Source organism: Sphingopyxis sp. GC21 (assembly GCF_025727575.1).
GTDB lineage: Bacteria > Pseudomonadota > Alphaproteobacteria > Sphingomonadales > Sphingomonadaceae > Sphingopyxis > Sphingopyxis terrae_A.
In genome coordinates, this window is the sequence record NZ_CP095845.1 from 80,432 (window position 1) to 106,162 (window position 25,731).

General features: G+C 65.6%; 24 protein-coding genes. 8 read left to right on the forward strand and 16 right to left on the reverse strand.

From position 1 onward, the window contains the following. The first annotated feature begins 14 nt into the window (after positions 1-14). On the forward strand, positions 15-1,601 hold the full coding sequence (locus tag MU856_RS00360; RefSeq protein ID WP_263588171.1) for a GMC family oxidoreductase: 1,587 nt from the start codon (positions 15-17) through the stop codon (positions 1,599-1,601). Positions 1,602-2,041: 440 nt separating this feature from the next. Here MU856_RS00360 and MU856_RS00365 read toward each other — a convergent pair whose 3' ends face one another. The 9 genes from MU856_RS00365 to tldD form a co-directional block, all read right to left on the reverse strand. Beyond that, complete coding sequence (locus MU856_RS00365; protein ID WP_062903029.1) at positions 2,042-3,412, reverse strand: ammonium transporter; 1,371 nt, start codon at positions 3,410-3,412, stop codon at positions 2,042-2,044. 17 nt (positions 3,413-3,429) lie between these two features. Further along, positions 3,430-3,768: a P-II family nitrogen regulator gene (locus tag MU856_RS00370; protein WP_003043080.1), complete on the reverse strand. Its 339-nt coding sequence runs from the start codon at positions 3,766-3,768 to the stop codon at positions 3,430-3,432. Between the two features lie 218 nt (positions 3,769-3,986). Further along, positions 3,987-4,703, reverse strand: a complete 717-nt coding sequence (locus tag MU856_RS00375) for an endonuclease/exonuclease/phosphatase family protein (protein ID WP_062901098.1) — start codon at positions 4,701-4,703, stop codon at positions 3,987-3,989. Positions 4,704-4,777: 74 nt separating this feature from the next. Continuing rightward, on the reverse strand, positions 4,778-4,990 hold the full coding sequence (locus MU856_RS00380) for a DUF2007 domain-containing protein (protein WP_003043073.1): 213 nt from the start codon (positions 4,988-4,990) through the stop codon (positions 4,778-4,780). Next, positions 4,991-5,566: a pyridoxamine 5'-phosphate oxidase family protein gene (locus MU856_RS00385; protein ID WP_186401229.1), complete on the reverse strand. Its 576-nt coding sequence runs from the start codon at positions 5,564-5,566 to the stop codon at positions 4,991-4,993. It lies immediately after the preceding gene. 28 nt (positions 5,567-5,594) lie between these two features. Then, the gene (locus MU856_RS00390) at positions 5,595-6,173 is read right to left on the reverse strand and encodes a DUF924 family protein (RefSeq protein ID WP_234179169.1); all 579 of its coding nucleotides are present in this window, start codon (positions 6,171-6,173) and stop codon (positions 5,595-5,597) included. A 12-nt stretch (positions 6,174-6,185) separates the two neighbouring features. Further along, positions 6,186-6,587 (reverse strand): hypothetical protein, encoded by a 402-nt coding sequence (locus MU856_RS00395; RefSeq protein ID WP_234179168.1) that lies wholly within the window; start codon positions 6,585-6,587, stop codon positions 6,186-6,188. An 88-nt stretch (positions 6,588-6,675) separates the two neighbouring features. Continuing rightward, on the reverse strand, positions 6,676-7,887 hold the full coding sequence (locus tag MU856_RS00400) for a hypothetical protein (RefSeq protein ID WP_234179167.1): 1,212 nt from the start codon (positions 7,885-7,887) through the stop codon (positions 6,676-6,678). Positions 7,888-8,100: 213 nt separating this feature from the next. Continuing rightward, on the reverse strand, positions 8,101-9,543 hold the full coding sequence (tldD, locus tag MU856_RS00405) for a metalloprotease TldD (RefSeq protein WP_062903028.1): 1,443 nt from the start codon (positions 9,541-9,543) through the stop codon (positions 8,101-8,103). Positions 9,544-10,234: 691 nt separating this feature from the next. Between tldD and MU856_RS00410 the strand changes: the two genes are divergently transcribed. Beyond that, on the forward strand, positions 10,235-11,791 hold the full coding sequence (locus tag MU856_RS00410) for a Fic family protein (protein WP_263588172.1): 1,557 nt from the start codon (positions 10,235-10,237) through the stop codon (positions 11,789-11,791). Positions 11,792-12,186: 395 nt separating this feature from the next. On the opposite strand, the gene fdxA is transcribed toward MU856_RS00410, so the two are convergent. The 3 genes from fdxA to MU856_RS00425 all read right to left on the reverse strand — a co-directional run bounded on the left by fdxA (position 12,187) and on the right by MU856_RS00425 (position 15,752). Beyond that, a complete protein-coding gene (gene fdxA / locus MU856_RS00415) occupies positions 12,187-12,525 on the reverse strand; it encodes a ferredoxin FdxA (protein WP_003043060.1) in 339 nt (112 codons plus the stop codon). A gap of 81 nt (positions 12,526-12,606) precedes the next feature. Beyond that, positions 12,607-12,936 (reverse strand): RNA-binding S4 domain-containing protein, encoded by a 330-nt coding sequence (locus MU856_RS00420; RefSeq protein WP_062901092.1) that lies wholly within the window; start codon positions 12,934-12,936, stop codon positions 12,607-12,609. After that, positions 12,936-15,752: a helicase-related protein gene (locus tag MU856_RS00425; protein WP_263588173.1), complete on the reverse strand. Its 2,817-nt coding sequence runs from the start codon at positions 15,750-15,752 to the stop codon at positions 12,936-12,938. The genes MU856_RS00420 and MU856_RS00425 overlap by 1 nt, the downstream gene beginning before the upstream one ends. Between MU856_RS00425 and MU856_RS00430 the strand changes: the two genes are divergently transcribed. From MU856_RS00430 to MU856_RS00455, 6 genes are all read left to right on the forward strand, one after another. Beyond that, complete coding sequence (locus MU856_RS00430) at positions 15,660-15,908, forward strand: hypothetical protein (protein ID WP_263589014.1); 249 nt, start codon at positions 15,660-15,662, stop codon at positions 15,906-15,908. The two genes, MU856_RS00425 and MU856_RS00430, sit on opposite strands and share 93 nt — an antisense overlap. A gap of 115 nt (positions 15,909-16,023) precedes the next feature. Continuing rightward, on the forward strand, positions 16,024-17,580 hold the full coding sequence (locus MU856_RS00435; RefSeq protein ID WP_234179164.1) for a M23 family metallopeptidase: 1,557 nt from the start codon (positions 16,024-16,026) through the stop codon (positions 17,578-17,580). Positions 17,581-17,665: 85 nt separating this feature from the next. Beyond that, entirely contained in the window at positions 17,666-18,664 is a 999-nt protein-coding gene (hemB, locus tag MU856_RS00440) for a porphobilinogen synthase (RefSeq protein ID WP_234179163.1), read from the forward strand. Continuing rightward, a complete protein-coding gene (locus tag MU856_RS00445) occupies positions 18,661-19,203 on the forward strand; it encodes a GNAT family N-acetyltransferase (RefSeq protein ID WP_263588174.1) in 543 nt (180 codons plus the stop codon). The genes hemB and MU856_RS00445 overlap by 4 nt, the downstream gene beginning before the upstream one ends. Beyond that, positions 19,200-21,455 (forward strand): spermidine synthase, encoded by a 2,256-nt coding sequence (locus MU856_RS00450; protein ID WP_234179162.1) that lies wholly within the window; start codon positions 19,200-19,202, stop codon positions 21,453-21,455. Before MU856_RS00445 ends, MU856_RS00450 begins: the two co-directional genes overlap by 4 nt. Next, positions 21,452-22,006, forward strand: coding sequence for a gamma carbonic anhydrase family protein (locus tag MU856_RS00455; RefSeq protein ID WP_062901087.1), 555 nt, complete (start codon positions 21,452-21,454; stop codon positions 22,004-22,006). The genes MU856_RS00450 and MU856_RS00455 overlap by 4 nt, the downstream gene beginning before the upstream one ends. Positions 22,007-22,044: 38 nt before the next feature. Here MU856_RS00455 and MU856_RS00460 read toward each other — a convergent pair whose 3' ends face one another. The 4 genes from MU856_RS00460 to dapF are packed head-to-tail and all read right to left on the reverse strand — an operon-like array spanning position 22,045 to position 25,731. Beyond that, positions 22,045-22,710, reverse strand: coding sequence for an inner membrane-spanning protein YciB (locus MU856_RS00460; RefSeq protein ID WP_263588175.1), 666 nt, complete (start codon positions 22,708-22,710; stop codon positions 22,045-22,047). Then, the gene (gene ftsY, locus MU856_RS00465; RefSeq protein WP_062764286.1) at positions 22,707-23,633 is read right to left on the reverse strand and encodes a signal recognition particle-docking protein FtsY; all 927 of its coding nucleotides are present in this window, start codon (positions 23,631-23,633) and stop codon (positions 22,707-22,709) included. The genes MU856_RS00460 and ftsY overlap by 4 nt, the downstream gene beginning before the upstream one ends. Next, positions 23,630-24,928, reverse strand: a complete 1,299-nt coding sequence (locus tag MU856_RS00470) for a MiaB/RimO family radical SAM methylthiotransferase (protein WP_263588176.1) — start codon at positions 24,926-24,928, stop codon at positions 23,630-23,632. The genes ftsY and MU856_RS00470 overlap by 4 nt, the downstream gene beginning before the upstream one ends. Then, complete coding sequence (gene dapF / locus MU856_RS00475; RefSeq protein WP_003043039.1) at positions 24,925-25,731, reverse strand: diaminopimelate epimerase; 807 nt, start codon at positions 25,729-25,731, stop codon at positions 24,925-24,927. Before dapF ends, MU856_RS00470 begins: the two co-directional genes overlap by 4 nt.

Sequence of the window (25,731 nt, forward strand, 5' to 3'; positions counted from 1 at the left end):
AGGGGAGCGGCTTTATGGATCAGTTCGACATCATCGTCATCGGCGGCGGCAGCGCCGGAAGCGCGGCGGCGGGGCGGCTTGCCGAGGACGGCACGCGGCGTATCTGCCTGATCGAGGCCGGCGGATCGAACGACAATATGTGGGTGAAGACGCCCGGTTTCATGCCCTTCATCCCCAAGAAGTCGAATTATCAATATGATACGCTCCCGCAAAAGGGGCTGAACGGCCGCACAGGATATCAGCCGCGCGGGCGCGGGCTGGGCGGATCAAGCGCGATCAACGCGATGATCTATATTCGCGGGCACGCTTTCGATTACGACCAATGGGCGGCGCTTGGCGCGAGCGGGTGGAGCTATGCCGACGTGCTGCCCTATTTCAAGCGCAGCGAGGGCAATGAACGCGGCGCCGACCAATGGCACGGCGGCGACGGCCCGCTCAACGTGATGGACCAGCGCTGGCCCAATGTGACGAGCCGCCGCTTCGTCGAGAGCGCGGCGGCGCTGCAATTGCCGCGCACCCCCGATTTCAATGGCGCGCAGCAGGAAGGCTTTGGCCTGTATCAGGTGACGCAGAAGGGCGGCGAGCGCTGGTCGGCGGCGCGCGCCTATGTCGAACCGCTGCGCGGGCGCGCCAATTTCGCCATTCGCACCGGCGCGCTGGTCGAAAAAATCATCGTCGAAAACGGCCGCGCGACGGGTGTGGCGATCCGCCGCGGCAAAGCGCGCGAGACGCTGCGCGCCGCGGGCGGGATGATCCTGTCCGCCGGTGCTTTCGGGTCGCCGCAGCTGCTGATGCTGTCGGGCATCGGACCCGCCGCCCATCTGAAGGCGATGGGGATCGATCCGGTCGCCGACCGTGCGGCGGTGGGGGCCGATCTGCAGGATCATATCGACTATGTGTCGAGCTGGGAAACGCGCTCGGGCGACCCCTTCGGCGATAGTCTGGCGGGCAGCTGGCGAATGCTGAAGGCGATCTTTGAACATCGCACCGGGCGTACCGGCATCATGACCACGCCCTTCGCCGAGGCGGGCGGCTTCTGGAAGTCGCGGCCCGACGTCGCCGCGCCCGATATCCAGTTCCACTTCGTTCCCGCGATGCTGGAGGATCATGGTCGTACCAAGGTGAAGGGGCATGGCTTTTCGTGCCACGCCTGCGTCCTGCGCCCCGAAAGCCGGGGCAGCGTGACGCTCGCCTCGCCCGATGCAGCGGCGGCGCCCTTGATCGATCCCGGCTTCCTGACCGACGACCGCGACATGGCAACGCTGCGCGCCGGGGTACGGATGATGCACCGCATCGTCGCTGCGCCGCCGCTGTCCGACTATGCCGGGGTCGATCGCCATCCGGTGAATATCGACGATGACGCCGCGCTCGACGCGCTGATCCGCAGCCGCGCCGACACCGTCTATCACCCGGTGGGCACCTGCCGCATGGGCAGCGACGCCGACGCGGTTGTCGACCCGACGCTGAAGCTGAATGGCGTCGATGGCCTGTGGGTTGCCGATGCGAGCATCATGCCCCGCCTCGTCAGCGGCAACACCAATGCGCCGAGCATCATGATCGGCGAACGCGCCGCCGATTTCGTCAAATCCGCGCTGCAATAAGCGGCCTTTGCCGCCGCGCGCAAAAGCATCGCGGCGGCCGGAGTCTTTCGCGGCGGAGGCGCTGGGCGCGACCGATTCGGCGGACCGGGGCATGCAGCCCTCAGCGATATCTCACTATTCGAGAGGCCTGAAAAAGCCCGGCTTTTCGGGGGTGCCTGCGAAATGGGCAAAAAAAGAGGGCCAGGACTTGCGTCCTGGCCCAGCCTTTCAGGCTCTCCCCTCCTGAAACTGTTGACAGGCTGAATGCCATATTAATGTCATGATGGGAAGGCCTAATTTCGCGGCAGCGCTGCCCTTTTATTGTGCAGCGCAATCCGCACAAAAAAATGGCCGGGGCGCTTTCGCATCCCGGCCATGAGTGGTTCGCAGGAGGAACCTGGTTAGAACCCCGCCGCCCGTTTGAAAGAGGAGAGAGCGGCGGCGGGTATCCTGTCTCGTGATTACATATTGTAGGCGCGTTCCCCATGTTCGCCGAGGTCGAGGCCTTCGCGTTCGACTTCTTCGGTGACGCGGAGCCCAGTGAGCGCCTTGGCGACATAGACCGCGATAACGGTACCGATGGCGGCCCAGACGATCGCGACGAGGACAGCGACGATCTGGGTAACGACCTGGGGCCCCATCGCGAAATCCTCGCCACCGGGACCACCGAGGCTCGGCGCGTAGACGATGCCGGTGCCGATGGCGCCGACGATGCCGCCCACGCCGTGGATACCGAAGGCATCGAGCGCGTCGTCATAGCCGAGCTTGGGCTTGAGGACCGTGACGACATAGAAGCAGATGAACGCTGCAACCGCGCCGAGGACGATCGCGCCGAACGGACCCGAATTGCCCGCCGCGGGAGTGACAGCGACGAGGCCGGTGATGATGCCCGAGCAGAAGCCAAGGGCCGACGGCTTGTGACCGCCCAGCTTTTCGGCGAGCATCCAGGCGAGACCGGCCGAGGCGGTGGCGACGAAGGTATTGATCATCGCGAGCGCCGCCGAACCATTGGCTTCGAGCGCCGAGCCGGCGTTGAAGCCGAACCAGCCCACCCACAGCAGGCCGGTGCCGACCATCGTCAGCGTCAGCGAGTGCGGCGCCATGATTTCCTTCTGATAGCCGATGCGCTTGCCGAGGATCATCGCCGCAACGAGCGCCGAGACACCCGCGTTGATGTGGACGACGGTGCCGCCGGCAAAGTCGAGTGCCGCCGGAAGGTCGGTGCCGAACATCTTGCCTTCAAAAAGGAAGCCGCCGGCTGCCCACACCATGTGCGCGATCGGGAAATAGACGATCGTCAGCCAGATGACGCCGAAGACGAGCGCCGCCGAAAATTTCATGCGTTCAACCGTCGCGCCCAGGACCAGCGCCAGCGTGATCGCGGCGAAGGTCATCTGGAAACAGATGAACACATATTCGGGCAGCTTGAAGCCGTCCGAGAAGGTATCGGCAAGGCTGTCGGGCGTGACGCCGGCGAGGAAGAATTTGCCCCACGAGATGAAGGCATTGCCTTCGGGGCCGAAAGCAAGGCCATAGCCGTAGCAAACCCAGACGATCATCGCGAGACAGGCGACCGCGCCGATCTGCGTCATCGTCGAAAGCATGTTCTTGCTGCGGGTCAGGCCGCCGTAGAAAAGCGCAAGGCCGGGCAGGATCATCGCGAGGACGAGCACGGTCGAGGTCATCATCCAGGCGGTGTCGCCCTTGTCGACGACGGGTGCAGCTTCGGCCGCTTCCTGCGCCCAGGCGGGCAGCGCCGCGAACAGCGCGAGGCCGCCAGCCGCGGCGCTCGCCGCGATCTTACCGACCCCCATTTTCTTTGCGAACGTCATATTTTCCCCCTTCGTCATCACAGCGCCGCCTCGCCGGTCTCACCGGTGCGGATGCGCACGGCTTGCCCGACGTCGAGGACGAAAATCTTGCCGTCGCCGATCGACCCGGTTCCGGCGCTTTGCTGAAGCGTTTCGACGACCCGCGGTGCGAGCGCATCGTCGCAGACGAGCTCGATCTTCACCTTGGGCACCATGTTGGTTGCATATTCGGCGCCGCGATAGATTTCGGTCTGGCCCTTCTGCCGGCCGAACCCCTTGACCTCGGTGACGGTCATTCCCGCGATGCCCAGCCCGGTCAGCGCTTCGCGCACCTCGTCGAGCTTGAACGGTTTAATGATAGCAAGGATCAGCTTCATGATGCCCCCTTTTGCTTATGGCACCATGTTGCGGTGCAACAGCCGTGCCAAATTGCGGCGAGGGCGGGAAAGTTAACATTTTGTGACGATTTTCAACCGCCCCGCAGGTGCAATCGGTCGCAACCTGGGCAGGCGAGGCAGGCATTTGCCTAAATTTTGAGCAGCGATGCGCTCCTCGCGCTTATGCCTGTCCGCCCGACTTGGGAGGGCGCGGCCGGTCAGCCGGCGGGCTTGAACCGCGCCCAGATCGGCAGATGGTCGGATGCGCGCGCGGCGAGCGCGCTCTGATGGACTCCGGCATCCAGGGCTTCGAGATCGGGCGAGGCGAAGATGCGGTCGAGGCGCGCGACGGGCTTGCGGCTGTGGAAGCTGTGGCCGGTGTCGACGAGGCGGTGATGCTCGCCGAAATCATGGAGGCAGCCGCCGCGATTGCGCCATTCGTTGCAGTCGCCCATCAGCACCGTCGGCAGCTTTTCGCCCTCGGCGACATGCGAGAGGATGGCGCGCGCCTGCTGGCGCCGACGCAGCCCCGAAATGTCGAGATGCATGCCCACGACGCGGAGCCGCGTATCGCCGACGCGCACCGTCGCGGCGACCGCGCCGCGCGGTTCGAGCGTCGGCAGATGGAGCGCGTGACTCTCCTCGACCACGACGCCCTTGCGCACGAGCAGCGCATTGCCGTGCCAGCCGATCGCATAGGGGCGGCCGTCCAGCAGGTCGACGGGAACATAGTCACTATGATCTTCGAACATGTGCGGCGGGATCGCACTCGCGCGCGTGCCGAAGCGGCGGTCGGCCTCCTGCAAGGCGACGATGTCGGCATCGAGTTCGCCGAGTACCGACAGCACCCGCCCCGGATCGCGGCGACGGTCGAGGCCGATGCCCTTGCGCATATTGTAGCTGGCGACCTTGATCGTGGGAGGGGGCGGGATCATGGGAGAGGGCGGGCTGCTTTCATTGCGGTAAAGACGAACGGCGGCGGCTCCGGGTTGCAGCCGTCATCCGCATCCTAAGCGATCCCGAACTCCGCCATCAAGGCGCGCGCGTCGGCGAGATCCTCGTCGAGCACCATGACGCGGACGGGAATCGCGAGGCCGACGCTTTCGGCGATATTCATCCCCGCGTCGAAGCAGACAGCGGGAACCCCGGCGCTTTCGAGGCGGCCGCGCAGCAATTCGGCCTCGGCACCGTTCGGCATCCGCACCAGTTCGACCAGCGCCATTCAGGCTTCGCCCGCGATATAGCGGTCGGTCGGCCGGGTTGGCAGTCCGTCGATGCTGCGCGTGCGGCCCTTGAACTTTTCGGTCCATTCGACCGGATCGGCCTGACGATGATATTTCTGCAGCGTGTCGCGCTCGTGCTGCAGTTCCATCATCGGCACGCCCCAGCCGCAGCTCGTCTGCACGCTGTCGATATCGATGACGAAGATCTGGCGCGTGCCGGGGAGCAGACTGAAATGCGCCGCGAGCGCATCCCATTCCTCATCCTGCGGCAGCACCGCACGGCCGCGGCCATAGAGGCGCAGGATCAGCGCGCTGCGGTCGAAGGCGCAAAACATGATCGTGATGCGTCCGCGCTCGGCTTGTTCGGCCGCAAGATGCGCATGGGTTTCGTTCCCCGACCCGCCGAGGTCGAGATAGGCGACCTGGCTGCCGGACAGGATGCGGAAGCTGTCGGCATAGCCCTTGGGCGACAGGTTGACGCGCCCGTCGGCGGCCGCGGTCGCGACGAAAAATATGGGCTGCTTCTCGATGAAAGCGACGTGCTTTTCGGTCAGCGCGTCGAAAAATTCGGCCATGGCAAAGCTCCGTTCGGCCGCCGGTCTATCACCAATTCTTGCCCTCTTCTATCGCGCCCTTCTCATCGGCACGCGTTTCACGGCCGAGGGCAGCATTGCGGTGCGGGAAGCGTCCGAAACGGTCGATGATGTCGAAATGCTTCTGCGCATAGTCGTGGAAGACGGGATCGGCGAGTTCGGACATCAGGCGCAGCGATTCGCGCTGATCGGCGATATCCTCGCTATGTTCGAAGGGCAGATAGGCAAATTGACGCCGTGCGTCGGGCCAGTGCTGGTCCCAGCCCTGCGCGACGATGCCGCGCGCGATCTGGCGCGCCAGATCGTCGGATGCAAAGGCTTCTGCGCTGCCGCGAAAAATGTTGCGCGGCACCTGGTCGAACAGGATGGTCGCGGCGAGCGCGGTGTCGGGGTCGGTCAGGAAGACTTCGGCAGGCTGGCTGCGCAGCGCCGCCAGCCAGTCGGCTGCCAGATCGCGCACTGCGACATCGAAATCAGCCCCGCCGCCGTACCAGTCGTCCATTCCGTGGCTGTCGAACCAGAAGGCGAGCAGCCGATGCGGCCAGTCGGCGGGCGGCGGCGGGGGAGAGGGGAGGTCGTCGTCGAACATTCCCCTTATCTATCAGTTCGATCCCGCGCGTCGATAGGGGGTAAATTCGCCGAGCGAGACGAAACCGTTATACATGTGGCTGCTGCGGTCGTGCAGTTCGACGGTGTCGATCGAACAGAGCTGCGACGTCGTTGTCTTGGTCACCAGTATATCATCCTCGTCGAGGCTGTCGGCATTTTTGGGCCGATTGACCCAGAGGGTGTCGCCGATGCGATAGATGATCGCGGTCTTGTCGATGACCTGGCTGCTCGTGACCGCCGAGAGCGAGATGCAGTCGCGCGCCTTGCCGGCGACGCGGCCTTCGAGCAGCTTGGCAAGCTGCGCCTCGGGCGCGAGCTTTTCGCGCGCGGTGGCGGCAGCGGGAACCGCCGCTACGGCGGCGGCGGCGATGATGGCGGTAATCAGCGGACGCATGACAGGGCTCCTGCGGTTCGAATTGTCCTACCCTTCCCCACCCCATAGACGGAGACGCGTGAACCGAGCCTGAAAGCGCCGGGGGAAATCAGCAGGCGCCGTCGGGCAGCGGGATACCGAGCGGCCCTTTGCACTTCTTTTTCTTGGGCGGTTCGGCGGGGGTGCTGGCGCTGCCGCCCATCGCGCCCATGCCGCCCATATCGGCGCCGACGAGCAGCATGGTGTGTGACCGGAAGCGCACCTTGGCGGTCCAGTCGATATTCCACACCGCATTGCCCGCGGGTTTGGGCGGATAGGAGAAATTGGCTTCGGGGCCGAAGGCGTTGAGGTTGCCGATCATCATTTCGCCCGACGCTTTCTTGACCTCGGCCGGGATCTGGCAGCTCGTCTGCGATGGCGGCATCACGATCTTTTTCGTGATCAGGTTGGCGACGACCGACGGGGGGAGCCAATCCCACAGGCCGCCGCCGAATTCCTTCGATGCGCTGCTCGTCCACCAGACCATGTCGCCACTGCCGCCACCGCGGTCCATGCCGCCGATCGTCCATGCGACGTAACCGGTCGCGGGCTGGAGTGACCCCCAGCGGATCATCACCGATCCGTCGGCCTGTTGCGCGGTCGACGCCTGGAGTCCCGGCATATAATCCTGCGCCAGATTGAAATTGATGTCCGACCCGACATTGCTGTTGATCCGGTGCGCCCCGATCAGCGACGATCCCGCCTGCGGCTGTTTGCCGCCCTTGCTGTTCGGCCAGTCGACATAGGATTTGCTGTTCGCCTGGCTGACCTCGCGAATGATTGGCACCGCGCTCGAGAAGAGGCCCGGCGGAACCTGTCCGGCCGCGACCTTGGCGAAATCGATGATGACGGGCTGGCCGGGACCGGCCTTGGCGCCGCAGCCCCAATAGAGCAGCAGTCGCCCCTTGGGCCGTTCGAATTCGGTGGTGTAGCTGCCTTCGGCGCGCGGCGGCGCGATCAGCGGCACCGATTTGCCGAGCTTGGCCTGCGGTTCGAAATAATGATCGCCCTTGGGCGGCGGCGCGGTCGGCGACTGATCGGAGCCGAGACGAAGGTTGAGCGTGTAGGCGACGCGGCTCGACGGGTCGCCGCCGAACATCATGCTCATCGCGCCGCCCAGGCCGCCGCGACCGCCCCCGGCCATTGCGGCGAAACCGGACATCGTCGCGACGTCCATTTCATAACGTTCCTTGGGGCCGGTGGTCTTTTGCGCCGATCCCGGAACGGCGGCGAGCATCGCGGCAACGGCGGCGACGGACACGAAACGCAGACTCGAACGCATGCAAACCTCCCTGTTGTGGGGGTGCCCCACGGATGATGCGACCGAAATCTATTCTGTTTGCCCCTCTATATGCGCGGATCGGGCGAACGCCAAGTGAGGGCAGTCACAGTCTTCGGCATTGCGCGCGAAGCGACGCAATCTCCAGTCATCGCCGCCACGCAAGGCCAGCCGATCGAGATTGCTTCTTCACTTTTCCTCGCAGTCAGGCGATTGTCACGCCGTCCCGCCCACCGTCAGGCCGTTCACGAGCAGCGTCGGCTGGCCGACGCCCGCAGGGACGCTCTGGCCCCCCTTGCCGCAGATGCCGATGCCTTCGTCGATCGCCATGTCGTTGCCGATGCCGCTGACTTTGGTCAGCACGCTCGGCCCGTCGCCGATCAGGGTCGCGCCCTTGATCGAGTCCCCGATCTTGCCGTTCTCGATCTTGTAGGCTTCGGTGCAGCTGAAGACGAACTTGCCCGACACGATGTCGACCTGTCCGCCGCCGAAGCTCTTGGCGAAGATGCCGTTCTTGACGCGGCTCAGCAGCTCGGCGGGATCGTCGTTGCCGCCCCGCATGAAGGTGTTGGTCATTCGCGGCATCGGCGCGTGCGCGAAGCTTTCGCGGCGGCCGTTGCCGGTGGGCTCGACCCCCATCAGCCGGGCATTGAGGCGGTCCTGCATATAGCCCTTGAGGATGCCGTCCTCGATCAGGATCGTCTCGCCGGTCGGCGTGCCCTCGTCGTCGATGCTGAGCGACCCGCGGCGGCCGCCGCCGACCGGGCTTTCCATCGCGCCGTCATCGACCACCGTGACGCCCGCCGCTGCGACGCGCTCGCCGATCCGGCCCGAAAAGGCGCTGGTGCCCTTGCGGTTGAAATCGCCCTCAAGCCCGTGGCCGACCGCTTCGTGCAGCAGCACGCCTGGCCAGCCGGGGCCGAGCAAAACGGTGAACTCGCCCGCCGGGGCGTCGACCGCGCGCAGGTTGACGAGCGCCTGGTTCAGCGCCTCGTCGATCGCGCGGTTCCACTGCGCATCCTCGAACAGATGATCGTACATGTAGCGGCCACCAAGGCCGAAATAGCCGCTCTCGCGCCGCCCGTTTTCCTCGACGACGATCGAGACGTTGAGGCGGACGAGCGGGCGTATGTCGGTTGCGAGGAAACCGTCGGCGCGGACGATCTCGACCACCGACCAGCTGCCCGCGAGCGCGACCGAGACCTGGACGATGCGCGGATCGCGCGCGCGCGCGGCGGCGTCGATCTTCTGGCAGAGGTCGACCTTCTTCGCGAAGGGGATAAGGTCGAGCGGGTTCGCCTCGTCATAGAGGTGGCGGTTGGTGCGCGGCGGCGGGCCGGCGGGTGCCTGCTTTGCGGGATCGAGCAACGCGAGCGTTTCGGCGGCGCGGCGGATCGCGCCGGCGCTGACGTCGCTGGCGTGCGCAAAGCCCGTCATTTCGCCCGACACGGCGCGCAGCCCGAAGCCGGCGTCGGTCGAATAGTCGGCGGTCTTCAGGCGCCCGTCGTCGAAGCCGAAGCTCTCGGTCGCGCGATATTGCAGATAAAGCTCGCCATCGTCGGCCTTCGCCAGTGCCTCGCGCGCGAGTTTCTGCGCCAGATCGGGGTCGAGCGCATCGGTGCGGTACAGGAAGCGGCGGGGATCGGTGGGGCTTGTCATGCGCATGATATAGGCGCGCATAGCCATGGCGCAAAGCCCGTTCGGTGCCGCCGTGCCGCGGCGCTTCAACGACAGGCGGTGCGCGGCCTTGCAGCACTCCCCGTATCAGCGGCGGGAACTGCAAAAGAAAAGGGCGGGGAAATCCGCCCTGTCCGCGGCCTTCTAATCTCCTATAGTCCCGAACTGTTTTTCAGAACTCCAGCTTTGCTGCGGGGTCGAGAGGCGTTTCGGGTATCTGCCGCCAATTCGGCCTATCGCATCACTCTCGATCCTCGCGGTTGTTGCGCGACGGCTTCCCGCGAGGTGGTCAGCAACTGGCTAATTTACGCGATGAATCTGCCCTGCTTTGTAAGCCGTCCTTATGTCATCGTGCGATATCACTCCAGCCGGGCTTTCGATCCAAAAGATATCTGCTCCGGTGGGTGTCAGATGAGCCAGAATATAAGCAAGATCACCGAACGGCCCGCAGATAATCTTCCTCGCTCAGCGCGCCATCTTTCCGCGCAGCCATGAGCGTGACCTGCAGCCAAGCTGAGTAGTGGACTCGGCTGTTCGCGGCTATCTTAATTACCTAAAAATCGCTCCACAAGAAAACCTAAAATTCGTCTTGCATAATAACCTAAAAAGCGTACATCTGAATAACCTAAAAACTGTGCCACCGAATAACCTAAAATCACTCCAAGAGATGCAAATGGCGACCCCGCAGGAAAAATTGGCCAACGCGCTCGAAGCGCTTCATCAGCTGCAAAATGATGGGCGTGTGGCAATTCGGAGCGAGGATCTCGACAGGCCGCAGCGTGAACTCCTCATTCGGCGCGGGTTTCTAGGGCCCGTGATGAAAGGCTGGTACATCGCCAGCCCGCCGGAAACCATGCAAGGCGAAAGCGGTATCTGGTACACCGCCTATTGGAGCTTCTGCGCCCAATATCTCGCCGAGCGGTTCGGCGAAACATGGTCGCTTACGCCCGAGCTTTCTCTCGCATTGCAGACCGGCAACCGGACTATTCCCCGCCAGTTGCTCGTTCGGGCCAAGAAAGCCGGTAACAAGGCAACCGGGCTACTACTCGGCACATCGCTCTTCGACACGAGGGCTGCGATCCCTGAAGGAAACGACCTCGTCGTGCAGGACGGGCTAAGGCTTTTTTCGATCCCCGCTGCGCTGATCGCGGCGAGTCCGGGCTATTTCGAAGCCAATGCAATCGACGCGCGCGCGGCGCTGGCGACGATCCGTGACGCGTCGGAGCTTCTCGAGCGCCTGCTGGATAAAGGGCAAAGTACCGTTGCCGGTCGGCTTGCCGGCGCATTCCGCAACATCGGGCGCGGGCGGATTGCAGACGATATTCTAAAGGCGATGGACGGGGCGGGATACCGGGTTCGAGAAACCGATCCGTTCGAGCAAAAGCTTTCCGTTATGCCGCCGCGCGAGCGTTCGCCCTATGCCGGGCGCATTCGGCTCATGTGGGATATGATGCGCGGCCCGATCATCGAGCGCTTTCCGAGGGCGCCCGGGCTTCCGGGTGACGTCGAGGCCTTTCTCAAAAGCGTTCAGGACAATTATATTACTGACGCTTATCACTCGCTGTCGATCGAGGGATATCGCGTAAGCCCCGAACTTATCGACCGTGTGCGCAGCGGCGCTTGGAACCCCGATGCCGATGCCGCCGACCGCGAGCTAAAGAACGGCCTCGCAGCCCGCGGCTACTGGCTCGCCTATCAAGCGGTTCTGGATAGCGTCCGCGATGTGCTTGGCGGTGCCAATCCCGGCGAAGTCGCTGATGCGGATCATGGCGACTGGTACCGGGCGATGTTCAGCCCCAACGTTCAGGCGGGGCTGGTCGAAGCGAAGGATCTTGCGGGATATCGCAGCGGACAGGTTTATCTGAGCGGAGCGCTTCATGTACCGCTGAGTCCGGATGCGATGCGTGATGCTATGCCAGTGTTCTTCGAGCTTTTGAGAGAGGAGAAAGACGCCTCGGTTCGTGTCGTGCTCGGCCATTTCATATTCGTCTATATTCACCCATATATGGACGGGAACGGACGAACCGGCCGCTTCCTCATGAATCTCATGCTCGCGGCCGGCGGCTACCCTTGGACTGTCATTCCGGTCGAGCGTCGCAAGGATTATATGGTCGCACTGGAAGCAGCGAGCAGCGAGCAGGATATTGTGCCGTTTGCCGAGTTTCTCGCGGACCTCGTAACACGGGCGCTGAACGGCGAGGCAACGGCCGAGCTGCCCGCCGCGCGTTGATTGATTGACGGTCGCACTTGGGAGGCGGCTTTCGACTAATCATTCTCCAGCAACTCAGAACGTCCGTTCTCGTTGTCTGCTCACTGAAAGCCGCCCGAGCGCAATCGGCCAATCCTACCCATCGCGCGCCTCCCCGCTGGTCGCTCCCCCGAGGCTGCGCATGACAACTTCAGACCTCAAATCTTATGGCGATAAATACTTTGGCCTATTGTCGTTGCGCGATGGAGTAGAATAGACAATCTCAGACAATAATAGCAGAGGAATTGAACGGAACGGACTGTATCGTGAATTCAGATGCGCGGTGGGGCCGTGTGGGTCTGAAATTACGCGGATGTGATTTGAAAAATTATTTCAATCACATAGTCTTAACTTAACAATTCGCCCTGTTCTGGGTCTCAGTCGCCTTCGCCCGGTTCGGGCGAGAAGAATTTTTCATATTTGTCGTCGACGCCCTTATATTCGTCGGCGTCCGCAGGGCTGTCCTTCTTGGTCGTGATGTTCGGCCATTCGGCACTGAACTTGCTGTTCACTTCCAGCCATTTTTCAAGGCCGCTCTCAGTATCGGGCAGAATCGCCTCGGCGGGACATTCGGGTTCGCACACGCCGCAATCGATGCATTCATTGGGGTTGATGACGAGCATATTCTCGCCCTCATAGAAGCAGTCCACGGGGCAAACCTCGACGCAATCCATATATTTGCAGCGGATGCAGGCGTCGGTGACGACATAGGTCATGGGTAAGGGCTCCCTTCGTGGCGGATTGCTGCCGCCCCTTGTTGCGATTCCCCGCCTCCTATGCCGCGTGGCGGCGATGCGTCAATGGTCCGCCGCCAGTTGCGAATCACTCTCATTTCCCCGGGAGGCCGGCGCAGGGGCCAGTCGTTCGTAACAAGCCTGCGCTTCGGGCGCGGGACCGCGGCGTGGCGGCAGGGTCAGGAGGCGGATCACCTCGATGCGTTCGCCGACCGGCAGCACGATCGTCGCGCCGGGATGGACCGCGACCGACGCGCGGCTGACACGGCGGCCGTCGAGACGGATATGGCCCGCCGCGACCATCGCCTGCGCGATGCTGCGCGAGCGCGCGAAGCGCAAATACCAGAGCAGCTTGTCGAGCCGGATGCTGCCTGCTGCGCCGGGGCTCGCCATCAGTCCTTGCGCGCCTCTGCCATTAGCGCGGCCAGCCCGGCGAAGGGGCTGTTCGGCGACGGGCCGCGCCGGACCGGGCGCTCGGGACGGTCGGTTCGTGGTGGCCGCACCCCGGCTTTGCCCTGCTGCTGTCCTTGGGGCCGCTGACCCTTTGCCGTGGTCGGCTTGTCGGTCTTGCCCGGCTTGGCTCGGTGCCGCGCGGGGTGTCCGTCGGTAGAGGGCGCGGCCTTTGCTTCAGGCCGATTGTCGCCCACCTTGTGCTTGCGCCGCTTGCGCTTGTCGGCGGCCTTAAGCCCCGACCAGCGCCAGCGCTGGAGCGCGGGATCGCCGACGCTGCGAAAGCCGAACGCCTGCAGCAGCGCGCGGCGCGTTTCCTCGTCAAGCCCGAGCGATGTGGCGAGCGCCGGGTCGATGACGAAACCGGGCGGCGGCGCGGCCGAAACCCCCTGACCTTCGTCTGCGCCGTCAGAATGGTCGGCATGATGTTCGGCTGCACCCGCGACGGGCTCGGTCGGCGGGTGCGCGGCCTTCAGGCGCGCGGCATGGGCCTGGCGCGCCAGCTTTTCGGCCATGTCGATGCGCAGCCAGCCCGAAGCACAGCGGCGAAAGCCTGCAATGCGCAGCCCGCCGTGGTTGCCGGTCTTCTGCAGCACCGCGCCCTGCGGCGGCAGCGCCGGGATTGGCGCGCTTCCTTGTTGCGCCGCGAGCAGCGCGGCGCGCCAGCGCACCGCTTCGGGCTTGAGCAGCAGGTGATGAAATAGGTCGAGCGACCCGACGGTCAGCCCGAGCCTGCGCAGATAGGGGCGTTCGTCCGCGCTCATCGCGCCCAGTTGCGCCTCGACCTGCGCGCGCGGCGCCATGCCGCCGCCATCGACGAGCGCGGCGAGCAGCGCGCGGACGTGCGGCGGGGTGAAGAGGTCGCCGGCCGCTTCGCCCATCGCGGCCAGCGGCGCGGCGTGGCGCGCGAGCTGTTCGGCGACGAAAATCTGCAGCCGCTCGGCAATCGCCTGCGCCTGCTGCGGTTCGAGCCGCCGCAGCGACGGGTCGATCTGGATTGCCGGCTGTACAAGCGTCGGGCCGCGCGCGAGTGTCGCGATCGTCTGGCCGTGCCAGGCGAGCCGCGGCGGGGCGCCGGCTTCGCTGACCAGTTCGATCGCCTTGTCCTCGCCGCTTGCGAGCAGCGCGGCGCGGCGCGCGAGTTCGGCGCGCAGATGCTTCTCGGCGGCGGCGAGCAACAGGCGGTGATCGCTGGCGCGCGCGCCGGGGTCGACCTTGAACTGAAAGCCTTTGAGCGTCCCGATCGCTTCGCCGTCGACGGCGACGGTGCCGTCGGCGCCGACCGCGACCGGCAGCGCGGCGTGGCGCTGCCCCGCATCGCGGATCAGCAGCGCAAGGCGGCGATCAACAAAGCGCTGCGCGAGCGCCGCATGCAGCGCGTCGGACAATCGCGATTCGAGGTCCTGCGTGCGCTCGGTCCATCCGGCGCCGCCTTCGATCCAGTCGCCGCGCTGGGCGATAAAGCATAAGGTGCGGACCGCGGCAATGCGGCTTGCGAGCTGGTCGATATCGCCGTCAACCTGGTCGAGCCGCGCGAGGCGGCGCGCGAACCAGTCGGGGTCGATCATCCCGTTGCCGCTCGTGCGCCACTGCCACAGCTTGAGGACGGTGCGGCTATGATGTTCGGGGCCGAGCTGTTCGAAATCGGGGAGGCCGCACACGTCCCACAGGCGCTGCACCGCAGCGGCTTCGCCAGCGCGTGCACGCACCTCCATGTCGCTCGCCAGATGCTTGAGCACCGCAATATCCACGGCCTCGGGGGCGGGGCGCAGCGCCTTGTGCTCCGGCGGCCGCGCAAGGTCGGCGATCAGCGTGTCGAGCGTATCGAAGCGCGGCGCCGGATTGCGCCAGAACAGGCTGGTCAGCGGCGGGAAATGATGCCCTTCGATCGCGGCGATTTCTTCAGGCGTGAAGCCGCCCTGTGGCTGACCGACAGTGCCGAAACTGCCGTCCTGCTGGTGCCGCCCGGCGCGTCCGGCGATCTGCGCCATTTCCGATATGGTCAGACGGCGGACCCGGCGGCCGTCGAATTTCTGCAGGCTCGCGAAAGCGACATGCTGGACGTCGAGGTTCAGCCCCATGCCGATCGCGTCGGTGGCGACGAGATAGTCGACCTCGCCCGCTTCGAACATCGCGACCTGCGCGTTGCGCGTCTTGGGGCTGAGCGCCCCCATGACCACCGCGGCGCCGCCTGAGAAGCGGCGCAGCATCTCGGCGATCGCATAGACCTCCTCGGCCGAGAAGGCGACGATCGCCGATCGCTTGGGCAGGCGCGACAGCTTCGCGGCGCCAGCATAGCTCAGCGTCGAAAAGCGCGGCCGGCTGATCACCTCGATTTCGGGAACCAGATCGCGCACCAGCCCCTTGATGCTCGCCGAACCAAGGATCATCGTCTCTTCGCGGCCGCGCGCGCGCAGCACGCGGTCGGTGAAGACATGGCCTCGCTCGGGGTCGGCGCCGAGCTGCGCCTCGTCGATGCCGACGAAGGCGACGTCGCGGTCGACCGGCAGCGCCTCCATCGTGCCCAGCACATAGCGCGCTTCGGCGGGCCAGATGCGTTCCTCGCCGGTGACGAGCGCGACCTGCGCCGGCCCTTTGATTGCCACAACCCGGTCATAGACCTCGCGCGCCAGCAGGCGCAGCGGAAAGCCGATCATTCCGCTGGCGTGCGCCGTCAGGCGCTCGACCGCCAAATGGGTTTTGCCGGTGTTGGTGGGGCCAAGGACAGCCTTGACCGGGTGGGAGGAGTGGGACGGCATTTTCTTGGATGCAACGCTGGCACGGGCGGCGCGGCGGCGCAACAGCGGATCGACGAAGGCGGGTCGATCCGGTCGATTTCCCGATTGCGGCACATTATAACCCGCACGCGCCACGACTGGCCGCAAGCCCGCGCGTTCGCGTGGCCGTTAAATTGACTTTAACGGCCTTTGTTTACAGACCTCGGGTCGAAAACATGATCGACGGCCGGGCTTTGGGGGCCCGTCGAGCGGGGATTGCGATTTGTTTCAGCGTCACGAACCCATCGCGGGTATGTCGGGCAATGCCGCGACCCTGTCGATGTCGCAGGCGATTTCGCTGCGCCGTGCTGCCGACGAACCGCCCCGCGCGCTGTCCTGGATCGACGCGCTGCGCGACCGTTTCGCGCATATCGACCTCGTCCCCGACCTTGGCGACAATATCGGATCGGCGGAATGGTGGCGCGGGCTGGCCACGCTCACCTTGCTCTGCGGCACGGCCATATCGACCTTTCCGGGGCTGAAACCGCTCGAGATCGGCGGCGCTCCGGCGCTCGACGCATCGGACTTCAACGAAGCGCGTGCGCAGATGATCGTGCCGATCGCCTATGGCGGCGATACCGGGCGCCATATGGCGGCAACCGACGCGGTGCGCCCGCTGGCCCAGACGCCCGAACGGCCGCAGATCGAACTCACCGCGACACTGGGGCAAGGCGACAGCTTCGCTCGCGTACTCGAACGCTCGGGCGTCGGCAGCCCCGATGCGCAGGCGATCGCCAGCCAGGTCGCGGGCGCCGTCCCGCTGGCCGATATTGCCGCGGGAACGCGCATTGACCTGATCCTCGGCCGCCGCGCCGCGCGCACGATGCCGCGCCCGGTCGATGCGCTTGCCATGCGCGCGCGTTTCGATCTGCGGATCGAGATGGAGCGCATCGACGGCCGGTTGGTGATGCGCCGCATCCCGATCGCGGTCGACAATACGCCGCTGCGCATTCGCGGCCGGGTCGGCGACAGCCTCTATCGCTCGGCGCGCGCCGCCGGCGCGCCGCCCGAGGCGATCCAATCCTATCTGCGCGTGATCAGCCGCCAGATTTCGGTCGGCAGCGATATTCGCTCATCGGACGAATTCGACATCATCCTCGACCATCGCCGCGCCGAAACGGGCGAGAGCGAGACTGGCAAGCTGCTCTATGCCGGGCTGGTGCGCGGCGGAAAGCCGAAGCTGTCGATGATCGAATGGACCGTCGACGGCCGAACCCAATGGTATGAGGCCTCGGGCATCGGGCAGCAGCGCGGCGGCATGATCCGTCCGACGAACGGCCGCATCACCTCGACCTTCGGCATGCGCCGCCATCCGATCCTCGGCTATACGCGCATGCATAGCGGCGTCGATTTCGGCGGCGGTTACGGCGCGCCCATCTATGCGGTCAGCGACGGCGTGGTGACGATCGCGGGGCGGACCGGCGGTTTCGGCAATTATGTGAAACTGAACCATGGCGCCGGTCTCGGCACCGGTTATGGCCATATGAGCCGCATTGCGGTGCGCCCCGGCCAGCATGTCAATCGCGGTCAGGTCATCGGCTATATCGGGTCGAGCGGCCTGTCGACCGGCCCGCATCTTCACTATGAAGTCTATCGCAACGGCGTCGCGGTGAACCCGCTGTCGGTCAGCTTCGTGACGCGCGCACAGCTCGAAGGCAAGGCGCTCGCCGACTTCCGTGCCCGCATTCGCCAGCTCACCTCGGTCTCGGTCGGCGCCGCGCTGGCGCCGGTCGCCGCCCGGCCTGCCGAAGGACGGAAGCTCGGTTCGCTCGCCGACACTGCGTCGAAGCGGGCCGGCGAAGGGATCTGACGTCGGGCTTTCCCGTCGGTGCGCGGGGCGCACCGATATCCAATATCCATTTGCCCGGCGACCAAGCGCCGCTATGCACACGGGCATGACTCATGCCGCTTTCCCCGACCTGCGCCTGCGCCGCACCCGCCGAACCGCCTGGAGCCGCGCAATGGTGCGCGAGACGCAGCTGACTTCCGCCAATCTGATCTGGCCGCTATTCGTCTGTCAGGGTGACGGCGTCGAAGAACCGATCACCAGCCTGCCCGGCGTTTCGCGATGGTCAGTCGACCTGCTCGTGGCGCGCGCGCGCGATGCGGTCGATGCGGGCATCCCCTGTCTTGCCCTCTTTCCCTATACGCAGCCCGACCGGCGCAGCGAAGACGGCGCCGAGGCGCTCAATCCCGACAATCTGATGTGCCGCGCAACCGCGGCGATCAAGGACGCGCTCGGCGATGCGATCGGCGTGCTGACCGACGTCGCGCTCGATCCCTATACCAGCCACGGGCAGGACGGGCTCATCGACGCGGCGGGCTATGTCCTCAACGATGAAACGGTCGAGGTGCTGGTCGGCCAGGCGCTCAACCAGGCGCGCGCGGGCGCCGACATCATCGCGCCCAGTGACATGATGGACGGTCGCATCGGTGCGATCCGCGAAGCGCTGGAGATCGAGGGCTTCGGTCATGTCCAGATCATGAGCTATGCCGCCAAATATGCGTCGGCCTTCTATGGTCCCTTCCGCGATGCGGTGGGGTCGCGCGGGTTGCTGAAGGGCGACAAGAAAACCTATCAGATGGACCCCGCCAACGTCGAAGAGGCGCTGCGCGAGGTCGAACAGGATCTGGCCGAGGGCGCAGACAGCGTGATGGTCAAGCCGGGCCTCCCGTATCTCGACGTGGTGCGCGCGGTGAAGGACGCTTTCGCGGTGCCGGTCTATGCCTATCAGGTGTCGGGCGAATATGCGATGATCGAGGCCGCCGCCGCGGCAGGCGCGGGCGACCGCGACGCGCTCGTCCTCGAAACCCTGCTCGCCTTCCGCCGCGCCGGCGCGTCGGGGGTTCTGAGCTATCACGCACTGCACGCGGCGAGGCTCCTCGCTGCATGATCGAAACCGAGCGACTGGTTTTGCGGTCTTGGCGCGAAAGCGATCTCGCGCCCTTTCAGCAAATTTGCAGCGATCCCGATGTGATGGCAACGCTTGGGCCACCGCTCGACATGGCGGCTACGGCGACGCGGATCGAATGGATGCAGCGGCACGAAAGCGGGCATGGCCATTGCTTCTGGGCGCTCGAACGCCGCGACGATGCGCGGCTGATCGGATGGTGCGGCGTGATCCGCGGCGACATCGATCCGGTGCGGGACAAGCTCGAAATCGGTTGGCGCCTGGCACGCGATTGTTGGGGCGCCGGCTATGCGAGCGAGGCTGCCAAGGCCGCAACGGCGTGGAGTTTCGCCAATCGTGACGATGACGAAATTCGGGCCATCACGTGGGAGGGCAATGGTCGCAGCCGCGCGGTGATGGAGCGGCTCGGTATGGGCTATTGCACCGGGCTCGACTTCGATCATCCCAAGCTCGACGCGGGCGACCGATTGCGCCGCCATGTTACCTATTCGCTTTCTCGCGCAGATTGGCTTCGCGTATGACCGTCGCCGACCGTGGGCCGCGTCGGCTCCTGTTCGTTCTGACCATATTGGTCGGCAGTTTCCTGCTCTTCCTCGTTCAGCCGATGGTCGCACGCATGGTGCTGCCGCGGCTCGGCGGGGCGCCGGCGGTGTGGAACAGCGCGATGCTCGTCTATCAGGCGCTGCTCCTTGGCGGTTATGCCTATGCGCATTGGCTCGGGCGTTTCGCGGTGCGGCGGCAGGCGATGATCCATCTCGGCCTGCTGCTCGTTGCCGCGCTGTGGCTGCCGGTCGGCCTTGCACGGATCGCACCGCCGGCGCCGGGGCAGGAGGCGCTGTGGGTGCCGCTCCTGCTCTTTGCCTCCATCGGACCGGTCTTTTTCGCGGTTTCGGCGCAGGCGCCGTTGATGCAGCGTTGGTTCGCCGCCGATCCGCGCGCCGGCGATCCCTATTTCCTCTATGCGGCTTCGAATCTGGGCAGCTTCGCCGGGCTGATCAGTTATCCCGCGCTCGTCGAACCGCTGCTGCCGCTCGAGAAGCAGAGCATCGGCTGGACGCTGGGCTATGTTCTGCTGTTCATGCTGGTTGCGGCCGCCGCCGCGGCGCGCTGGGGGCGCGGCCCGGAAAGCGCCCAGCCGACTGACACGGCCGGCGACGAAGCCAGGCCGGACTGGCGGCGACAGGTGCATTGGCTGTTGATCGCCGCGGTTCCGTCGGGCCTGATGCTGTCGACGACGACGCATCTTACGACCGATATCGTCGCGATGCCTTTGCTCTGGGTATTGCCGCTCGGGCTGTATCTGTTCAGCTTCGTGATCGCTTTTTCCAGCTGGACGTCGCTCACCAACGTCATCGTCACGATCGCCCCGGCGCTGCTGCTGGTCGTCGGCGGACAGGCGCTGCTCGGAACGGGCGGCGGAACGATGCTCGTTGCGCTGGCGAGCCTCGTCATGCTGTTCGTCGTCGCGACCGCGCTTCACGGCTATCTCTATTTCCTGCGGCCGGGACCGCGGTATCTGACCCTGTTCTATCTGATCATGTCGGCGGGGGGCGTCCTTGGCGGCGCCTTCGCGGCGCTGGTGGCGCCGCTCGTCTTCAACTGGGTCTATGAGCATCCGGTGCTCGTGCTTGCCGCGGCGATGCTTTTGCCGTTGCCTGCATTGCTGCCGTGGGAAAAATGGCTGGGACTGCGCCGCCCGCTACCCGTCGTCGTCGCATTGGTCGCGATTGCCGCCTTCGCATCGTGGAAGCTTGTGGCGAGCTGGGACGGGACGCTGCACGGCGCGCATGTCGTCTGGGCGGCGATCATCGTGGCGGTCGGTCTGCTCGTCATTCGCTGGCGCTGGGCCTATGTTGCCGCGCTCTTCCTCTTGATGCTCGGATTCGGGGGCGTCCAGACGCTCGAAAAGGGGCGCGACGGGATGCGGGTGCGCAGCTATTTCGGCATCTACACCGTCACCGACGATCGCTATCATCAGCAGCGGCGGCTCGCGCATGGCACGACGCTGCACGGACTCCAGCGCACGACGCCCGGCCACGAACTCGATCCGACCACCTATTATGGCCATCAGTCGGGGGTCGGCCTGACGCTCGACAGGCTGCCCGAACTCGCCGGGCCCGATGCCGCGGTCGGCATCGTCGGCCTGGGGACGGGAACCTTGTCCTGCTATCGCAAGGCGGGGCAGCACTGGACGATCTTCGAAATCGACCCGGTCATGGCCGATATCGCGCGCGATCCCACCAAATTCACCTTCCTGTCGCGCTGCGCCGCCGATACGCCGATCGTGATCGGCGACGCGCGCCTGCAGATCGCGAAGCTGCCGCCCGCGCGCTTCGATGTGCTGGTCATCGACGCCTTTTCGTCGGACGCAATCCCGCTGCATCTGCTGACGCGCGAGGCGTTTGACGCCTATACGCGCGCGCTGCGCCCCGGCGGCATCCTGCTCGTCCATATCTCGAACCGCTTCTTCGATCTCGAACCCGTGCTCGCCGCCGAGGCGCGAGGCCGCGGGTGGAGCGCGGCGATCCGGCTCGACCCCGGCCCGGAGGATAGCGAGTTCGGTGATCTCACCGGATCGAACTGGGTGGCGCTGACGGCGACGCCTGCCCGCCTTGGCCAGTTGACGCACGGCCTGCGCCCCCGTCAGAATGCCGCCGCGAACGATACCTGGGTCGCGCTGCGTAGCGAGGCGGGGTTCGAGCGCTGGACCGACGATTATGCGTCCACGCTACCGATACTTCTCTGGGGCAATCTGATCGGGAAACATGAATGACCTACACCGACGTCAGCATCATCAGCGTCAACGGCAAGTCGCCGCAGATCGACCCGAGCGCCTTCATTGCGCCGGGTTGCCGGATCATCGGCGACGTGACGATCGGCGCCGATGTCAGCATCTGGTATAATTGCGTGCTGCGCGCCGACGTCAGCCATATCGTTATCGGCGCGCGGTCGAATATTCAGGACGGCAGCGTCGTGCACTGCGACGGCCCGATGCCGGGCCGCCCCGAAGGCTATCCGACGATCATCGGCGAGGATGTGCTGATCGGTCATATGGCGATGGTGCATGGCTGCATGCTCGCCGACCGCGCCTTCGTCGGATTGAAGGCGACGGTGATGAACGGCTGCCGCATCGGCAGCGACGCGATGCTCGCGGCGGGCGCGCTGCTGACCGAGAATAAAGAGATTCCCGACCGCGAACTATGGGCCGGGTCGCCCGCGCGCCGGGTGCGCGAAATCGGCGACGCGCAGGCGGCGGGAATGCAGATGGGCGTTGCCCACTATGTCCTCAACGGACGGATGCACAAGGCGGCGATCGACGGCTGAATCTTCCCTCCTCCCGATTGCGGGAGGGGAGGGAGGCGTTAATTTTCTTCCGGAACCGCCAGCCCGTTCTTCAGCATCACCGGTACCTGCGTCAGCGTGAAGAGGAAGGACAGGGCGGTCACGCCCCAGACCTTGATCGTCAGCCAAGTATCGAAACTCATCCGCCCGGCTTCGATGAGCACGTACATCACATGGTTCGCGATGCCGAGCGCGGCGAAGAACAGGCCCCAGTTGCGCGACAGCAGCAGCCAGCCGCGTTCAGTCATCCCGTCGAGCGCCGACTGGAGCAGATATTTGAGCATCGGCTTCTTGAACCACCAGCCGCCGAGCAGCATCAGCGCAAAGACCGCATAGATGATCGTCGGCTTCATCACGATGAACTTGGGATCGTGAAGATAAACGGTCAGCGCGCCGAACCCGATGACGAGGATACCCGACATCCACAGCATCGGCGAAATCCGCCCGAGCTTCCATTTCGAGATGCCCATCGCAACGAGGATCGCGACCATGAAGGCGATCGTGCCCTTGATCGCGCCCGCAGTCGCCGCGAAGGCGCCCTGGCCGCCGGCGGTGAACTTGTAGGTCAGGAAAAACACCAGCAGCGGCCCGAAATCGATCGCGAAGTTCAGCCAGCCATGCTTGGCGGGCGGCGCGGCGGGGACGGCTTCGGGGCCGCCGGGTAGCTGGTCGAGCGGTTCGCTCATCGGATATTTCCTGCAATGATGCCCGCGATCTCGTCGGGGTCGAAGGGGCGCAGATCGTCGATCGTTTCGCCGATGCCGATCGCGTGGATGGGCAGGCCATGGCGTTCGGCCGCGGCGACGAGGACGCCGCCGCGCGCGGTGCCGTCTAGCTTGGTCATCACGAGCCCGGTCACGCCCGCCACGTCACGGAACACGTCGATCTGCGATAGCGCATTCTGCCCGGTGGTCGCGTCGAGAACGAGCACGACGTCGTGCGGTGCTGCGGGGTTGAGGCGGCCGAGCACGCGCTTGATCTTGGCAAGCTCGTCCATCAGTTCGCGCTTGTTCTGAAGCCGCCCGGCGGTGTCGACGATCAGCACGTCGATGCCCGTCGCGGTCGCCTGCTTGACCGCATCGAACACGATGCCCGCCGCATCGCCGCCTTCGGGTCCGGTGACGATCGGCACGCCCAGCCGTTCGGCCCACACCTTGAGCTGGCCGATCGCGGCAGCGCGGAAGGTGTCGCCGGCGACCAGCATCACGCCATAATCCTGTTCCTGGAACAGATGCGCGAGCTTCGCGATGGTCGTGGTCTTGCCCGACCCGTTGACCCCGATCACCAAAATGACCTGGGGGCGCGGGAAAGCATCGATTTCCAGCGGCTCGGCGACCGGACGCAGCACCGCCGCAATCTCCTCGGCCACGACCCGGCGCAATTCGTCGGTGCCGTTAGCGGCAATGTCGCGGCGTTCGGACAGGCGGTCGCGGATACGCGCCGCCATGCCGGGGCCAAGGTCGGCGGTAATCAGCGCTTCCTCGATTCGGTCGAGGTCGTCTTCGTCGAGGCGCGACTTGCCCGTCAGCCCGGCCAGATTTTCGCCAAGCCGTTCCGACGTGCGCCGAAAGCCGCCGAGCAGCCGCTCGCTCCAGCTCGGTCCGCTCATCCCGATATCCTTTCCGCAGTCATTCTGTCGCCGTCGCGTGCGCCCGCACGGACCGGCACGATGGCGCCCGGCTCGGCGGGCGTGGCCAATATCAGCGCGGCGAAATTTTCGGCATGGCCGGTTCGGCCGTCGCGCTCGACCAGCATGGTTGTTGTCGATCCCGTCAGTCGGTCCAGCCAGGCATGACGCCGCCGCGCATTGGCCTCGCGCAGCCGCGCCGCCCGGTCGCGCGCCGCGCTGCGTCCGACCTGCGGCATTCGCGCCGCGGGCGTCCCGCTGCGCGCGCTGTAAGGAAAGATGTGACCGAAAACGATGTCGCAATCGTCGATCAGCGCCAGGCTGTTCGCGAACATGGCGGCATCCTCGGTCGGAAAACCGGCGATCAGGTCGGCGCCGATCGCGATTTCCGGGCGCGCGGCCTTCAGCCTTTCGACCAGCCGCACCGCGTCGGCGCGGCGGTGGCGGCGCTTCATGCGCGTCAGCACCATGTCGTCGCCCGCCTGCAGCGAGAGATGAACGTGCGGCATGATCCGCGCATCCTGCGTCAGCAGCGCGAACAGCGCATCGTCTATGCGGTCCGGATCGAGCGACGAAAGCCGGAGGCGTTCGAGGGGCAGGCGCAGCAAGGCTTCGACGAGCGCAGCAAGGCTGGTGCCGCTGTCGTCGCCATAGCTGGCAAGATCGACCCCGGTCAGCACGATCTCGCGCTGGCCGCGGTCTATCGCCGTTCGGGCCGCCGTCAGGATCGAACCGACCGTGGCCGAGCGGGCGGTTCCCCGTGCCAGCACCGTCGCGCAGAAAGTGCAGCTATGCGAACAGCCCGTCTGGACGCCCAGGAAAGCGCGGGCGTGGTCAGCGCCGGAAAGAGCAGGCAGGTAGGGGAGGGAAGAACGGCCCTTCGGCAGGCTCAGGGCGAAGGGTGGAGGAGGAGCTGCGTCATCCATCTCCGCTCGTGCCGAGCTTGCCGAAGCAATATTTTCGACTTGGTAGCTTGCCGTTAGCCCCTTCGCATCGTTGGCGACCACCCGCGCACCCATATCGGCAAAGCGCTCGGCCTCCAGTTCGGCGGCGCAGCCGGTAACGACCACCGCGGTGTCAGGGCGCTCGCGCAGCGCGCGGCGCACGGCCTGGCGAGCTTGGCGCACCGCTTCGTCGGTCACCGCGCAGCTGTTGAACACGATCGTGTCGGGCGCTGCGGCGCGCGTTGCGGCGGCGCGGATCGCTTCGCCTTCGGCCAGATTCAGCCGGCACCCGAAATTGACGACCTCGACCCGGCCGGCTTCGGCAACGCTCATCCGAATTGCGCCCAGTCGGTCTCGCCCTCGAACACGCGGGTCGCCGCGCCGCTCATCACGATCGGCTCGCCGGGCGACCAACGGATCACCAGATCGCCGCCGGGAAGCGACACGGTGACGGGCGATTTGACGATGCCGGCGCGGATTGCGGCGACCGCGGTCGCGCACGCGCCCGTGCCGCACGCCTGCGTCAGCCCGACGCCGCGTTCCCAGACGCGAAGCTGGAGCTGATTTTCGCCGTCGAGGCTCGCGACATTGACGTTGACCCGCTCGGGAAACAGGGGGTCGGTCTCGATCCGCGGGCCGAGGTCGCCCAGTGCGACTGCATCGGCTTCGGGGACGAAGAAGATGATGTGCGGATTGCCGACATTGACCGCCGCGCCATGTTCCAGTTCGTCCCACGCGACGGGCATGTCGCGGGTGTCCATCGGCATGGCGAGCGGAATATGCTCCCAATCGAAGACGGGTTCACCCAGCACGACTTCGGCGCCGCCGTCGGCGGGGGTCACGCGCAGCATCCCGCCCAGCGTTTCGATGACCGCGGGCTTGCCGATCAGCGTGGCGACGCAGCGCGTCGCGTTGCCGCACGCCTCGACCTCGCTGCCGTCGGCGTTGAATATCCGCATTTTGACGTCGGCCTTCGACGACGGTTCGAGCAGGATCAGCTGGTCGCAGCCGATGCCGTGGCGGCGATCGGCAATCGCATGCGCCCGCGCCGGCGTCATCTCGACGCTGTTCGCGCGCGCATCGATCACGACAAAGTCGTTGCCGAGGCCGTGCATCTTGGTGAAGCGGTCCGCCAT